Source organism: Gilliamella sp. X-23 (genome assembly GCF_057063545.1).
The window spans coordinates 132,811-148,240 of record NZ_JBXSQG010000005.1; the positions used below are offsets into that span (position 1 = coordinate 132,811).

Genomic DNA, 15,430 nt, shown 5'->3' on the forward strand with positions numbered 1-15,430 from the left:
ACAAAACTTTACAAATATTTAACAAAAAAACTAGCGCATTATTAATCAAGCGGTTATAATTTAAGCGCTTTAAAAGCAAGGGAAAGCTCGTTAGTCGAGCGATTAATCATAAAAAATGTAAATAAAACAAAAATTACTTGACAGGATAATCGAAATGCATTACCATGTATGGCACATGGCACATGGCACATGGCCTGCCAAACCTATGCCTTAAATCTTTTTCAATTTCACCGTAGTCTAAACCAGACACAGTTCTTATTTTCATCACCGAGGTTATTGAACTCATCGCGTTTGACGAGGTCGCCGAATTTATCGCGGTCTTCGGGCTTGGCATTATTGCCAAGGTTATCGTTGTGGTGTTCGTCGGGGTTAAGTTTTTTACTTAGCTTACTTAATTTTTCTATCTTACTTAAGTTATCTAGTTTATTTAGGTTATCTAAATTACCAAACTTACTTAGATTATTTAGATTACCGAGATTGTCGTTGTTCTTCGTGCTGTTGTTATATACACAGAGTTCTGTGGCATTAACGGCGTATACATCAAGAATAATTGAAGGTACTCTTCCGTATTTAACGTTCGACGGTGGTCGGACAAAGGCAATATCAACAGATAGTTTATTGTCTATTAAGTTGCAGGATGGTACAAGGTTCACACCGTCAACTAATCCATCAAGTGCTACAAATCCAATAAGATTACCTTATGCAGGGAGTACTTTGGGTGATATAGATATGATAATTCCATCATCAGCTAGTTCAGTGAGTTTAAGTGATTTGGTCACTAGATATAATTATTGGAGGGATGATGATGGGGATGGTAGTGTAACGGCTACCGGGAGTGTATCGGTGAGATTTACTGATAAGAATGGTAATACAGTAAGTCGTAGTGATACATTAAGTATATGTAGTGCTCCTTATAGGGTAATTTTAGATAGTGTAGGGGGATATTTACAAACACAGTACGGAGTTCCTAATATAACCAATTTTAGTAGTAGTACGGTGACGTATTATATCAATCCGTATGGCAGTGGTACTTGCGTTCCTTACTTTGTGCAGTACGCAAGGCCGAATCTTGAACGTGGCACAGGCAATTACGCTGGTCCATCTAACATATGGAATCCTGATAAGGGTTTTTTAACTCAGTCTACATATCCATACAATTACAGCCGAAATTTTCCTACAACGGGTGCTGATGGGTTGTATTTTGATTTGGACATTGGTGGACTCGATGCAAGTCAGTTGACGTGGTCTCCGGTTACGCGTGGTGCAATAACGGCTACAGTGACAAGTGTAACAGCTAATGAATCATGGATTCCTAGTGCTGATAGGGGAAAAGTTGTCGCACGTGTTAAGTTAAGTGGTCCTAGGGCTAGTAGCACTCAAATACAGGCAGGTTATCCTGGTCGAATTACAAAGCCATCTTTGCCGCAGACATTTGAATTGGTCGGTAGGGATAGTCGAGGTAATGAGGTAAGGTATGGATTTGTGTTAAAGCAGTGGTTCGTCCATCGGGGTAATAAGCGGGATACTTGGAATAACCAGCAATCTTGGTGTAGTGTTTTAGGTTATCATACTGCTAGAGTTAGGGATTTAACTAACGCGAAATGTGGTGTTGATAATACTGATTTCCCATGTGTTGGCATAAGCAGTGCCTCACCTAAATCATCTGTTAATGATTACATGCGTCACATAGGTGCAGGATTTTTCGCTGAATGGGGCTACATGCAAGGTTACGCTGGTGCGGACTTTGTCTCGGTCTATTGGACAAGCGACTCTACAGGTAGCAATGGCTTTGATGTTCGCTCGGGAGACGGAGCAGTCTTCAACTACAGAAACACCCTTGCCCGTAATGGTCTTTGCCTCGCACCTTAGCTTTTATTTCTTAGTTCTTAATCCTTGGGTCGCGGGGGTGGTTATGGTGCAGATAGAGGATAATTTATCAAAGAATAAAGCCCCGCGTAAGTGGGGCATTCTCTTAGGGTTGCGCGATTGCGGCGAAGCCACAATCTCGCCGCCCCCCCCGCCAATGCTGAAAGCGTCGATGGCAATTCTAGTGATTACGCTGTGGCGGTTTAAGTTTGTGGTCTATTTATAGTACGGCAAGGTTTCGGACGTTTTGACCTTGGGTGAACAAAATAGCTACAGTGACCACGTCCGAGCAAAGGGAATTAAAGCGAATTCCCTTTGCAATCCCACGCTTTGGCTACAGAATGTGGCTTGCGGCACTACTCGTATCATCCTGATACTCGCCTCTACGAGGCCATCTTCGCTATGCTCAGATGTTCAAATTTGTTCCAGACAAATTTGTCGTTTCAGACGGAGAATAGCCTCGCCAAAAATCCCTGTTTGGCGTGCTAACCTCGCTCTGTTGTTGGCACATTCTGACGCCGGAACAAGACAAATAACATAATCTTAGGTGTTTTTTGTGAGTTGTTTTTGTGTAAAAAAGCAATGCAATTACATCCAAAAAGTGGTCAGGAAAGGTATTGATTTTATTGAAGTTTTTATTTTTGTATTTTCAAGGAAAATCAACCGCTTACACAACCTAAGCAAAGCGCCGACATGCAACAAATCAACAAAACCACAAATAGCGCTCTAATAACAGCAATTTAACCACTCCAAACCCTTTTTTAATGATAATTTAAAATTAAATAAAATCAATAAATTATAAAACACCTCAAAAAAAGGGTTTTCAAAAATGAAATTGTTGTTTATCTTTATATAGCAAGATTTATCAAATCTTAAGTTCTACTTTAACGCCGTATAGGTGGTTTAGAAATGAGGTGTTTGCTCGAATGTTGGTAAGTGACACTTTAACGCCGTATAGGTGGTTTAGAAAATGCTCATATTGATCGAGCCTAGCGTAACTGTCTTTAACGCCGTGTAGGCGGTTAATTCAAATAAAATCAATTATATAATTATAAAAACATAATATCTTCCAAAAAAGATGGTTATGTTGTTTGTCCTATTCCGGCGCACAGAATGTGCCGACAACAGAGCGAGGTTAGCACGCCAAACAGGGATGTTTGGCGAGTTTGTGGTGCGTCTGGAACGCGTCCACAAACGGTGCGTTAAGACCGAGCGGCCGCAGGCCACATTCTGCAGCCAAAGCGTGGGTTGTTAGGGAATTCGCTTTAATTCCCTGACTCGGACGTGGTCACTGTAGCTATTTTGTACATCAAAGGTCAAAACGTCCGAAACCACCGCACCCAATCCATCCTATTCACCAAAACAAAAAAGTCCTGATTTTTCGCTCAAAAGTTGGTTAGGAAAGGTATTGATTTTATTGATGTTTTTCTGGCTGTTTTTTAACAAAAACCGCCTAATAAAAACACAACAACCCATCCCAAAAAAAAGATGGTTATGTTGTTTGTCCTATTCCGGCGTCAGAATGTGCCGACAACAGAGCGAGGTTAGCACGCCAAACAGGGATGTTTGGCGAGGCTATGCTTCGCCGGGAGCGAATCATAGCCGGTGCGTTAAGACCGAGCGACGGCGTCGGGCAGCCGCAGGCCACATTCTGCAGCCAAGCGCGGGATTGCTAAGGGAATTCGCTTTAATTCCCTTAGCTCGGACGTGGTCACAATAGCTATTTTGTTCACTATAGGTCAAAACGTCCGAAACCTCTGCACCTAATCCATTCTATTCACCAAAACAAAAAGGCTTGATTTTCCGCTCAAAAATCTGTCAGTAAAGGTATTGATTTTATTAAAGTTTTTATTTTGCTGTTTTTACAGTATCACCCCTTTAACACCTATCAACTAAATAACGCATAATTCGATTATCCTTGCTTAATTCAGGATGAAAAGCACATACCAAAATATTACCTTGTTGTGCCATAATGCAACGCTTTCCAACGAATGCGAGTTGTTCAACAGTTTGTCCTGCTTTGGCAATATAAGGTGCGCGAATAAATATTGCTGGTATTTGCCTGCCAATCGTTGGTACCTCTAAGGTTGTTTCAAAACTGTTAATTTGCCGTCCAAAGCCGTTGCGTTCAACACAAATATCCATTAAGCCCAACAATTCGACCTCGTTATGAGTTGTGCTATGACCGCAAAGCACCAGTCCCGCGCAGGTGCCTAATATGCCTTTGCCTTGTTTGGCAAATTGTTTTATCGGTTCGACAAGTCCATTTTGTTTAATTAAACGGCTAATGGTAGTCGATTCGCCACCAGGAATGATTAATCCGTCTAGCTTGGTTAATTGTTCTGGATGTTTAACTAAAGTTGTTTGTACATTGTTGATGCTATTAAGCATTGTTATATGCTCACTGACTGCACCTTGCAAATTGAGCACTCCAATGTGTTTAATGTCGTTATGAGCTAAAGTTGTCATTACCAACCTCGATCTTGCATTCTTTCTGATTGAGCAAGTGTACTGATTTCAATTCCTTTCATTGCGTTACCCAAGCCTTTTGAAAGCTCGGCTAAACGTGGATAGTCGTCAAAATAAGTGGTTGCTTGGACAATGGCTTTAGCAAACTTTTCAGGATTTTGGGATTTGAATATGCCAGATCCAACAAAAACACCGTCAGCACCCAATTGCATCATAAGTGCCGCATCGGCAGGGGTTGCTATGCCGCCAGCGGCAAAGTTAACAACAGGTAGTTTTTTTAACTGTTTGATTTGCAATACTAGCTCATAAGGTGCACCTATCTCTTTGGCAAAAGTCATTAATTCATCTTTCGATTTGTTAGCAACTTGGCGAATTTGTTCGTTGACTTTACGCATATGGCGCACAGCTTCAACAATGTTGCCGGTGCCGGGTTCACCTTTGGTGCGTAGCATAGATGCACCTTCGCCAATTCGGCGTAGCGCTTCGCCCAGATCACGACAACCACAAACAAATGGTACGGTGAATTCTTCTTTGAGTAAGTGATACTGTTCATCGGCAGGGGTGAGCACTTCGCTTTCGTCAATATAGTCAACGCCCATTGATTCTAAAATACGAGCTTCAACAATGTGACCAATGCGTGCTTTAGCCATCACAGGTATAGTGACCGCTTTCATGACTTGTTCAATAATAGTTGGATCAGCCATTCGAGCAACTCCACCCGCGGCGCGGATATCTGAGGGCACTCGCTCTAAAGCCATTACGGCAACTGCGCCAGCTTGTTCCGCTATTTGGGCTTGTTCTGCGTTAACCACGTCCATAATAACGCCACCTTTTTGCATTTGTGCCATGCCACGTTTAACGGTTTGTGTGCCTGTAATTGGGTTCATTTTTTTGCTCCTGATTCAATCAATAATGACGATATTGTCTAACTGTATTTAATGCTTTGTATTATTCAAAAATAAAACACCACAAAAAACAGCCAATTGGACTATAATAGTACCATCCAATTTTGCAGTGTTTGCGGTAATAAACCAGCCCAAGCAAGCCATGAAACCTGTTAAAGCGAAATAATCATGTGGGATCAGCAAAAACTAGCACCCTTGTCAGGTGCACTTTTTAAGAAAGTGACACAACTTATTGAAGATTATATTGAGCAAGGTATGTTGATAGCCGGCGAAAGGTTGCCTTCAGAACGCGAATTGGCAAAAAAATTGTCTGTTAATCGTTCAACGGTTGTCCATGCTTTAGATTTGTTAACGGAACGTGGTGTGCTGATCCGTCGGCAAGGAAGCGGTACTTATGTCAATAATCAAAAATGGGGAATGCAAACCTATTCATCGATTCATTGGCGTTTACCTGCGCATTTTTATCAAAATAAGCAATCGTTTTATCAACAAAAATCGGCACAAATGCGTACGCAATTATCCATTTGTGATCTGGCTAATGGTGATTTACCAACGCATTTGATCCCCAAACTTCAGTTACCCAATGTCTCATTAGATGAATTGATTATGCACGAAAAAAATAGCGATACATTACAATTGGGGTTGCCATCACTAAAGATGCAAATTGCTATTTATATGCAAAAGCAGTTTGCGATGCAAGTTGATCCTGAAGAGATTTTAATTACATCGGGCACACAGCAATCGTTGTTTTTGATTACGCAGGGGTTGCTTAAACCCGGGGATTCGGTGGGTATTGAGTCGCCATCTTATTTTTATTCTTTGCCACTGTTTCAAGCAGCAGGATTACGTTTGTATGGTATTGAGTGTGATAATGATGGTATCACGCTTGAAAGTCTTGCTAGCTGTGTACAACAACATCACATAAAATGGTTGTTTTTAAATCCTGTCTTCCAAAATCCGATGGGGTTTGTTATGAGTAATGAACGCAAGAAAGAAATATTGGCATTTTGTCGATCTCAATGTATTGGGATTGTTGAAGATGATGCTTATAGTCGTTTAGCGTTTAAACGTGATTTGGCCGTATCACCAATTAAAAAATTTGAACAGCATAACCAAGTGATTTATCTGGGTTCGCTATCAAAATATATAGGGAGAAATATTCGCGTCGGGTGGATGGTTGCCCCACGTGATATTATCGAAAATCTAGCAAAAATTCGACAACATATCGACTCAGGATTAAGCATTTTGCCACAATTATTGGCGCAAGAGTATTTGCAACATCACTACGTAAGCCATCAACAGCATCTATGCCAAGCGTTGCAAGTCAAAGCTGAACAGTTAATGCAGTGGTTAGATAGTTATTTTGGCAGTGATATTACTTATCAAGCTCCACTGGGTGGCTTTCACTTGTATGCTTATTTACCAGTGAACACGGTTGCGCAAGAATCTGCTTTGCTTAATAAGCTGTTATTAGATGGTGTGATTGTGTCGCAAGGTGCCAGTTTTGGCGATGGTCTTGGTGCAATTAGGTTAAGTTATGGACATTTTGAATTATAACTAAAATAAAATTATTGTTATGATTGTTTAATATTTGATCTTAAATAAAATTATAAATTAATCATAATATTAAAAAGTTATCAACAGGATTATTCAACAGTTATTAAGTCATACAGTGAATAAATATTTTTGGTTCTTTTTAGTATATTGGCTCTGTAGCTAAAATTATCAATTGACTATTATTGTACAAAGCAAACTGTACTAAAATAATCAAAAAAATGTTAAAAAATATTAAATCGTTTAACCAATTATTGAAATTAGTTATGCCTTGTTATTTGTTACCACGTGCCGAAATTAATTATTGATTGTTGTTTTATTTTATTGATTAATAGTGGATTTTTTTATAAATCTTAGCCCGTAATGCAAGGTGAGTGAATTGCTTGTCTTATTTTAATACAATTTACAGGATTAAGCTTTAGAGGGTGGATTGCTGATAGTATTCTAACTAGCTATAATTGAGCACATAAGATGATAAATCATAAATGCTATTAGGAGGCTATTTTGCATCTTTCACCGAAGGCTTTTCGTATTTTGGGTATTATCGCCACGATAGCATCATTAGGAATGTATATTTCTTATATTCCGCAAATCATCGATAATTTGCATGGATTAAAATCCAATCCAACTCAACCACTAGCCGCAGCCGTTAACTGTGCGCTTTGGGTTAGTTATGGGTTATTGAGAGAAAAGAAAGACTGGCCACTTGCTATTGCCAATTGCCCAGGTGTCTTTTTTGGGTTAATCGCCTTTTTTACTGCCTTATAATTTGTGCAAAGTGATTGATTGGGTGCCAATCAAATTTGTTTGGTGATTGGTTTTTTGCTTACCAATAATCATAAGATAATTTTTGTAAAACTAAAAAAAAGAGTGGCTATTTTTATTAAAATAAGATCGAAAATAAAGTCGTTTAATATTTAACCTTTTAAAAAATAAATTATTAATCAAGGTGTTACTGAGTTATTAACAGGTTTATTAAGCACTTATCAAATTGTACAGTGAATAAATTGAAGCCATCGGTTTGTTTTAATATTACCCAACAAAACAATAATCTTGTTGGATGTGTAATATACTTGCAGGCTGTTTTTAATCGCCCATTAAAAGTTGATAGACAGTGTAATCAATAGTTTTATAATGCATTCAATAATCAAATCATATATAAAAGGGGAAAAAAATGAAAAAATTAATCGGTGTGTTTTTACTTAGTTTACCTATGTTAGCTGCGGCATCAAATTGTGATGAAATTAGCGCCAATATTGCCGAAAAAATTAAAAATAACGGTGTTGATCCATCGCATTTTCAGCTTAAACTTGAACCTGCTGACAAATCAGAGGAACAAATTGAAGGTAAAATTGTAGGATCGTGTGATCGTGGTCAGCAACATATTGTTTATGTTCGTTTAGATGGTGTTGCCACTGAAAAGCAGTCATCAAAATCTACTCCACAAAATACAGAATCAGCGCCAGTACAAAGTGATGAGCCAGTGACAAATTAATTTAAATTTTTTAAGCAAAAAAATAGGGCGCAAGGCCCTATTTTTTGTTGGTGATTGGTTATAATAAATTACTGTAATTTGCTTTGACGTCATCGTCCCATACACTTGCTTGTACTTGGCCTATGTGCTTTTGTTGCAGAAGTAACATTGTTAAACGCGATTGGCCAATGCCACCACCAATTGTTTGCAACAAATCGCCATTGATTAACGCTTTATGCCAATCAAGTTGTAAGCGATCTTCATCATTAGTCAGTTTTAATTGATGTTTTAGCGTTTCAGCATCGACACGAATTCCCATTGATGAAATTTCAAATGCACTATTTAAAATCGGATTCCAGACTAAAATATCACCATTTAAGCCTTTAGATCCTAAATCATTTACGCTACTCCAGTCATCATAGTCGGGGGCACGGACGTCATGTTTTTCATTATTCGATAATTTACCGCCAATACCAATTAAAAATACGGCACCAAGTTCTTTGGTTATTGCATTTTCGCGCTCTTTAGGGGATAAATTTGGGTAACGTTTTAATAATTGTTCACTATCGATAAAGGTGATCGATTCAGGTAAAAATCGCGAAATATGATATTGTTGTGATACTGCCTTTTCAGTTGCCTTAATGGCGGCATAAATATTGTCAACAGTCTGTTTTAGATAAGTTAAATTGCGATCTTCAGGGCGAATTACCTTTTCCCAATCCCATTGATCAACATAAACCGAATGAATTGGTGAAAGCTTATCTTCATCTGGGCGTAATGCCTTCATATTGGCATAAATTCCTTCGCCAGCTTCAAAATGGTGATCGCTTAAAATTTTACGCTTCCATTTAGCCAGTGAATGCACCACTTCATATTGCGTATTAGGGATTGCCTTCACTTTAACTTGCACGGCATGTTCTGTACCAGATAAATTATCTTGAATACCATCGCCAACTTTACTGAGTAACGGAGCTTGCACTTCGATTAGTGACAAACGTTCGGTAAGTTGGCTGGCAAAAAACTGCTTAACAAAGCTGATTCGTTGCTGCTGCTCTTTAAATGATATCGTCATGTTTACGCTCTAGTTATTTATTTAATTTTCCGTGTATAAGTAAAGTAAACTAGATGAGTGAATTTTGCAAGATGAAGATAAAAAGCAATACAGAGTGAAGAAAGTACCCATTGTTGTTGTGATTTTGTCACTGTATATTATGGATATGACGTATCTTATGGAATTATTTTTACAAAAAACAAATCATCACTCAAAAATCAGTCAGAAAACATATTGGTTTTATTTGGTTTTTTATTTTAAACCGCCGCTCAAAAGCTATCCACCAAATCCAAATAAAAAAACACCATTAACAAAACTTTACAAATATTTAACAAAAAACCTAGCGCGTTATTAATCAATCGACTATAATTTAAGCGCTTTTAAAGCAAGGGAGTGCTCATTAGTTGAGCGGTCAATTATAAAAAAATCAAATAAAACAAAAATTTACTTGACAGGATAATCGAAATGCGCTATCATAATCGGCATCTGGCATCTGGCATCTGGCCTGCCAAACCTACGCCCTAAATCTTTTTCAATATCATCGTAGTCAAAATCAGACACAGTTCTTATTTTTATCACCGAAGTCATTTCGCGTAGCGAAATCGACGCCGTCATCGCGGTTTTTTCAGGCGATGTTCTTGGAGGGCTCTTCGACAATCTCTTCGGCAAAATTATCGTCGATATCCAAGTGGTTATTAAGACCGCCATTAGTATTCAAACCGCCATTATGGTTTAGACCTTCATTGTTATTTAAATCGGCATTATTCTTTGCGTCATTGTTGTTATTGTCATATACACAGAGTTCTGTGGCATTAACGGCACATACATCAAGAGTCATTGAAGGTACTCCGCCGTATTTAACATTCGACGGAGGACAGACAAAGGCAACTAATACGGATACCTTTTTGGCAATCGAGTTGCCAGATGGAAGGACTATCACGCCATCGACAAACACATCGAGTTCGACAAACCCGATAGTGGTTCCTGCTGGAATAACATTTAATGATATTCATATGGTGGTGCCGTCGAATTCAAGTAGCGTAAGTCTCAATAATTTAATTACCCGAGGGAAGTGGGGAGATGATGATGGAGATGGACAGGGAGCAGGTGGAGTAACTACAACAGGGAGTATGTGGGTAGTGATTTATAATAAAGATGGCTATACCGTTAGTCGTAGTGATACATTAAATATATGTAATGCACCTTATAAGTTAGTCTTAAGTAGTACAGGAGGAAGTTTAACTACACAATATGGTGTGCCGAATAGTAGCACTTTTAGTGGAGGTCGTGCGGAGTATTATATCAAGCCGGATTCTTCTGCTACTATCTGTTACGCAAGGCCGAATTTGTTATATGGTGGTACTACTGGTATCGACCCTAATGATAATCCTCGCTACGCAGGCCCATCAGACAAATGGAATCCAGCTAAGGGCTTTTTAGTTCTCCCAACACGTTCATACAACCAAAATTTTCCAACAACGGGGCTAGATGGATTGTATTTTGATTTGGATATAGTTGGGGTGGATGCAAGCCAATTGAGTTGGTCTGTAGTTACGAGTGGTATTATAAGGGCAACGGTGAGTTGGAGATTACCAAACCAAGGTACAAACGAAGATAGATGGATTACGGATAAATCAAAATATGTAACGCGGGTAACGTTAAATGGCCCTACATATTCGTCTCGCGTTGTTCGCCCAGCTTTGCCGCAAAAATTTGAATTGATCGGTAGGGATAGTAGAGGTAACGAGGTGAAATATGGTTTTGAATTGAAACGATGGTTTTTTGGTGTTCGTGGAATAATAGGCTTTTGGGAGAGTGTTGCTGCTGATCTTTGGGATAGCGAAGTGTGTCGTCCGACTGGTTATTACTCTGCGCAAAAAAGGTTTTTGACTAATGCATGTGAGAGTAATTGTAGTAATGGAAGAGGGAATTATTACCAGCGTATAATAGGTGGGGGGCTTTACTCAGAGTGGGGAACTACGCGCTACTCTAATTCGATATATCCAGGAGGAAGCTTTGCATATAGTAGAAGTTCTAATATTTACCCTTATGTCGACTCTAAAGGTACAATAGGTAATCAAACTATTATTGGGTATGGAGTTTGCGTTTATCCTAACTAATATTCAAAAACATGCGCTTTTGCTACAAAACTGCAAAAGCGCTTTTTCAACGAATAAAAACCCCTAAACCTTTCCAATAAAAAAATAAAATTTACATAATTAACTAGCAATTTATGATTTACTTTTTTCTGTTTTTATTAGAAGTAAGACCTATTAAGTTATTTTATTAGAATATTAAGTTGCAATATTTTGTTCAAAAGTTATCATATTTTTCCATTTATTTACAATTAGGAAGCCATGATGAAGTCTTTTTTTTCGTTAATCTTTGCTAGTAGTATGCTTGTTTTTAGTGCTTTTTCTTATGCTGATGAGCCAACTTATGTGGTTGGTGCAGGTGGGACTTATCGTCCATTTGAGTTCGAAAATAGCCAACGTGAGTTAGAAGGCTTTGATATTGATCTGATTAAAGCAATTGCAGATGCTGAGCATTTTAATATTAAGCTGATTAATACCCCTTGGGACAGTATTTTTGCAAGTCTAAATAATGGTGAGCGCGATATTATTATTTCTGGAATTACAATTACCGATAAACGTAAAAATTCAGTTGATTTTTCGTTACCTTATTTTCCAGCAGAACAAGTTATTGTGACTCAACAAGGGTCAAATATTACCTCGCTTACTGATTTGAACACCAAAACAGTAGGGGTTGTTAATGGTAGTACGGCTGATGTTGTTGTCTCGAAAGTTTTAGGTCGTAATAGCCGCGCTATTAAGCGTTTTGATAATACACCGCTTCTTTTACAAGATTTATATGAACAAGGTATTGATGCCGCTGTTAGTGATGTTGGGGTAGTTAAGTTTTATATCAAAATGCATCCCGGTAAGGATTTTAATTTGATTTCTGATTCAAATTTTGAACCTCAGTATTTTGGTATCGCTGTTGCTAAAGGCAATCAAAAGTTAAATGATAAAATCAATGCAGGACTTAAAAAAATTGTTGCTGATGGAACTTATAGCAAAATTTATCGCAAATGGTTTGATGACAACGTACCAACTTTACCAATTAATTAATTTGGCCAATAGGTTTTAGTGATGGGATTTAACTGGGATATTATACAAGATTATCTACCGCTGTTTATTGATGGCGCAATAATGACAGTGACTTGCACTGTTGTTTGTGTAGTGCTTGGTACTTTTTGGGGCTTAATATTAGGAATTGGTCGGGTTGCTCAATGTCGGCATGGTATTTATAAATATGTGCTGTGTGTGTTGGTTAAGTGGCCGGTGAAAATTTATGTTAGTGCCTTTCGTGGTACGCCATTATTTGTGCAAATTATGGTGACTTATTTTGTTGTTATGCCATTTTTGTTACATCCTAATAACGGTATTTTGGTGTCCGATTATTTGATTTCGCCAGAAGTTGCCCGATATTTACGTGTTCAATATGGCGCGTTTATTTCGTGTATATTAGCAATTACGTTGAATGCTGGTGCTTATATTTCTGAAATATTCCGTGCCGGCATTCAATCCATCGATAAAGGGCAAATGGAAGCTGCCCGATCGCTGGGTATGGGTTATGGCAGTACAATGCGCAAAGTCATTTTGCCACAAGCTTTTCGCCGAATGTTACCGCCTTTGGGCAATAATGCGATTGCTATTTTAAAGGATTCATCATTAGGTTCAGCTATTGGGCTTATTGATTTGGCTTATGCGGCTAGAACTGCGGGTGCTGCCAATGCGGTTTATGCTGAACCTTATTTTATTATTTCGATTGTTTATTGGTCTATGACGTTTTTATTATCACTCTTTGTGAAATATATGGAAAAAAGGTTAGGCAAAAGTGATTCACATTAAAAATCTACAAAAACAGTTTGGTGATATCCATGTATTGCGTGGTATTACGTGTGATATTCAAGAAAAAGAGGTCATTTCGATCATTGGGCCATCGGGGTCGGGTAAGAGTACTTTTTTGCGTTGTATTAATGCGTTAGAAGATATCACATCGGGCGAAATTGTCGTTAATGGTTTTAAAGTACATGACCCTAAAACCAATATTAACCAGTTACGTGAATCGGTAGGTATGGTGTTTCAGCGTTTTAATCTGTTCCCCCATATGATGGTATTGCAAAATTTGATTTTAGCGCCAATGGATGTCAAAAAGATGGCGAAAACTGATGCTATTGCTAAAGCTGAAAGTTTGCTTGTTAAAGTCGGTTTGATTGATAAGATCGACGCTTACCCAAGTCAATTATCTGGAGGTCAACAGCAACGCGTGGCAATAGCTAGGGCTTTGATGATGGAACCAACAGTGATGTTATTTGATGAACCTACATCGGCGCTTGATCCTGAACTCGTTGGTGAGGTGCTTGCTGTCATGAAGTCATTAGCGCAAGAAGGCATGACTATGATTGTTGTTACCCATGAGATGGGGTTTGCACGGGAAATGTCCAGCCGTGTGATTTTTATCGATCAGGGAATTATTCAAGAGCAGGGCTCGCCCGAGCAGATTTTTAAATATCCGCAAAACGAACGTACTAAGCTATTTTTGAGTAAGGTGCTATAACTGTTAATATAGTCATTGCTGTTTTTAGGTGTTCCTTTTGTCAGCAGTAAGTTGGTTAGTCAGTGGCATTATTTAGCAATAAAAAAAAACCGTTCATTACAGAACGGTTTTTTATGAATATAGTTAAATTTGCTTATTAACCCTTGTATTTTTTCATAACAATTGAGGCATTTGTACCACCAAAACCGAAGCTATTTGACATGACTGTGGTAAGTTCACGTTCGGTTGGTTCAGTAATAATGTTCATACCAATTGCAGCTTCATCAAGTTCATCAATATTAATACTTGGTGTAATAAATCCATGTTCCAACATTAATAATGAATAGATAAGCTCTTGCGCACCAGTTGCACTTAATGAGTGACCTGTCATTGATTTGGTTGATGAAATCGCTGGAATGTTATCGCCAAATACTTGTTTGATTGCCCATAACTCTTTGACATCACCCACTGGGGTTGATGTGCCGTGGGTGTTGATGTAATCAACTGGAACATCTAAATCTTGAATAGCAAGTTGCATACAACGCATTGCACCTTCGCCTGATGGGGCAACCATGTCATGCCCATCTGATGTTGCACCATAGCCAACAAGTTCGCCATAAATATGAGCACCACGAGCAAGGGCATGTTCTAATTCTTCAACAACAACCATGCCAGCACCACCTGCAATAACAAAGCCATCACGATTTTTATCATAAGCGCGTGATGCTTTTTCTGGGTTGTCGTTATATTTAGTTGATAAAGCACCCATGGCGTCGAATTCGCATGACATTTCCCAGCACAGTTCTTCGCCACCACCAGCAAAAACGATATCTTGTTTTCCAAGTTGAATCAGTTCGGCAGCGTGACCAATACAGTGAACCGATGTTGCACAAGCAGATGTCATTGAGTAGCTAATCCCTTTGATTTTAAATGGGGTTGCTAAACAAGCCGAAATCGCCGATGACATTGATTTGGTTACAGCATAAGGACCAACACCACGTAGGCCTTTTTCTTTCATGCCAGCAACGACATTGTATTGTGTTTTGGTTGAGCCACCATAACCAGCAATTAAACCAGTGCGAGGGTTAGAGACTTGTTCTGGGGTTAATTTTGCATCTTCGATAGCCTGTTGTAAAGCGAGATAACCATAAATAGAAGCATCATTCATGAAGCGAACAACTTTGCGATCAATCAGTCCTGTTGTGTCGAGCTTGACATTCCCGCATACATGGCTACGCATTCCGCTATCTTTCATTTCTTGGGAAAAGGTAATACCGCTACGACCGATTTTTAGTGATTCTAAAACTTCTTTAGTATTATTCCCAATACTTGAAAGAATTCCTAACCCTGTAATTACAACACGTTTCATTTACTATTTAGCTCCTAAGTTATCTGGCTTCATACAAAAAAGTGCGTTGATTATAGCGTACACTTGTAAGCTGAACAATACCTTGGCGTGTTTTTTATTTGTATCTGTAAATATCACCTTGATATTTAAATAAATAAAGC

The 15,430-nt window shown here is 38.6% G+C and carries 13 protein-coding genes; 9 read left to right on the forward strand and 4 right to left on the reverse strand.

The window, feature by feature from the left end; translation table 11 throughout:
• Positions 1 to 168 precede the first annotated feature (168 nt).
• The gene (locus ACYH9I_RS05215; protein WP_483559424.1) at positions 169 to 1,869 is read left to right on the forward strand and encodes a hypothetical protein; all 1,701 of its coding nucleotides are present in this window, start codon (positions 169 to 171) and stop codon (positions 1,867 to 1,869) included.
• Positions 1,870 to 3,744: 1,875 nt separating this feature from the next.
• Here the strand turns inward: ACYH9I_RS05215 and pdxT are convergent.
• Both pdxT and pdxS read right to left on the reverse strand, forming a co-directional pair.
• Positions 3,745 to 4,335: a pyridoxal 5'-phosphate synthase glutaminase subunit PdxT gene (pdxT, locus tag ACYH9I_RS05220; protein ID WP_483559426.1), complete on the reverse strand. Its 591-nt coding sequence runs from the start codon at positions 4,333 to 4,335 to the stop codon at positions 3,745 to 3,747.
• The gene (pdxS, locus tag ACYH9I_RS05225; RefSeq protein WP_174786574.1) at positions 4,335 to 5,222 is read right to left on the reverse strand and encodes a pyridoxal 5'-phosphate synthase lyase subunit PdxS; all 888 of its coding nucleotides are present in this window, start codon (positions 5,220 to 5,222) and stop codon (positions 4,335 to 4,337) included. Before pdxS ends, pdxT begins: the two co-directional genes overlap by 1 nt.
• Before the next feature lie 186 nt (positions 5,223 to 5,408).
• Between pdxS and ACYH9I_RS05230 the strand changes: the two genes are divergently transcribed.
• The 3 genes from ACYH9I_RS05230 (at position 5,409) to ACYH9I_RS05240 (ending at position 8,289) form a co-directional block, all read left to right on the forward strand.
• Entirely contained in the window at positions 5,409 to 6,797 is a 1,389-nt protein-coding gene (locus ACYH9I_RS05230) for an aminotransferase-like domain-containing protein (RefSeq protein ID WP_483559428.1), read from the forward strand.
• A 501-nt stretch (positions 6,798 to 7,298) separates the two neighbouring features.
• Entirely contained in the window at positions 7,299 to 7,562 is a 264-nt protein-coding gene (locus ACYH9I_RS05235) for a SemiSWEET family transporter (RefSeq protein WP_483559430.1), read from the forward strand.
• A gap of 406 nt (positions 7,563 to 7,968) precedes the next feature.
• Entirely contained in the window at positions 7,969 to 8,289 is a 321-nt protein-coding gene (locus tag ACYH9I_RS05240) for a DUF1161 domain-containing protein (RefSeq protein WP_483559432.1), read from the forward strand.
• A 58-nt stretch (positions 8,290 to 8,347) separates the two neighbouring features.
• Here ACYH9I_RS05240 and asnA read toward each other — a convergent pair whose 3' ends face one another.
• Positions 8,348 to 9,340 (reverse strand): aspartate--ammonia ligase, encoded by a 993-nt coding sequence (gene asnA / locus ACYH9I_RS05245; protein ID WP_483559434.1) that lies wholly within the window; start codon positions 9,338 to 9,340, stop codon positions 8,348 to 8,350.
• A gap of 64 nt (positions 9,341 to 9,404) precedes the next feature.
• Between asnA and ACYH9I_RS05250 the strand changes: the two genes are divergently transcribed.
• The 5 genes from ACYH9I_RS05250 to ACYH9I_RS05270 all read left to right on the forward strand — a co-directional run bounded on the left by ACYH9I_RS05250 (position 9,405) and on the right by ACYH9I_RS05270 (position 13,942).
• Positions 9,405 to 9,674: a hypothetical protein gene (locus ACYH9I_RS05250; RefSeq protein ID WP_483559435.1), complete on the forward strand. Its 270-nt coding sequence runs from the start codon at positions 9,405 to 9,407 to the stop codon at positions 9,672 to 9,674.
• Between the two features lie 283 nt (positions 9,675 to 9,957).
• On the forward strand, positions 9,958 to 11,439 hold the full coding sequence (locus ACYH9I_RS05255) for a hypothetical protein (RefSeq protein ID WP_483559437.1): 1,482 nt from the start codon (positions 9,958 to 9,960) through the stop codon (positions 11,437 to 11,439).
• A 276-nt stretch (positions 11,440 to 11,715) separates the two neighbouring features.
• Complete coding sequence (locus tag ACYH9I_RS05260) at positions 11,716 to 12,450, forward strand: basic amino acid ABC transporter substrate-binding protein (protein ID WP_483559468.1); 735 nt, start codon at positions 11,716 to 11,718, stop codon at positions 12,448 to 12,450.
• Positions 12,451 to 12,468: 18 nt separating this feature from the next.
• The gene (locus ACYH9I_RS05265; RefSeq protein ID WP_483559439.1) at positions 12,469 to 13,233 is read left to right on the forward strand and encodes an amino acid ABC transporter permease; all 765 of its coding nucleotides are present in this window, start codon (positions 12,469 to 12,471) and stop codon (positions 13,231 to 13,233) included.
• A complete protein-coding gene (locus ACYH9I_RS05270) occupies positions 13,220 to 13,942 on the forward strand; it encodes an amino acid ABC transporter ATP-binding protein (protein WP_483559441.1) in 723 nt (240 codons plus the stop codon). The genes ACYH9I_RS05265 and ACYH9I_RS05270 overlap by 14 nt, the downstream gene beginning before the upstream one ends.
• Before the next feature lie 136 nt (positions 13,943 to 14,078).
• Here ACYH9I_RS05270 and fabB read toward each other — a convergent pair whose 3' ends face one another.
• Positions 14,079 to 15,290, reverse strand: coding sequence for a beta-ketoacyl-ACP synthase I (fabB, locus tag ACYH9I_RS05275; protein WP_091346658.1), 1,212 nt, complete (start codon positions 15,288 to 15,290; stop codon positions 14,079 to 14,081).
• Positions 15,291 to 15,430: the final 140 nt, after the last annotated feature.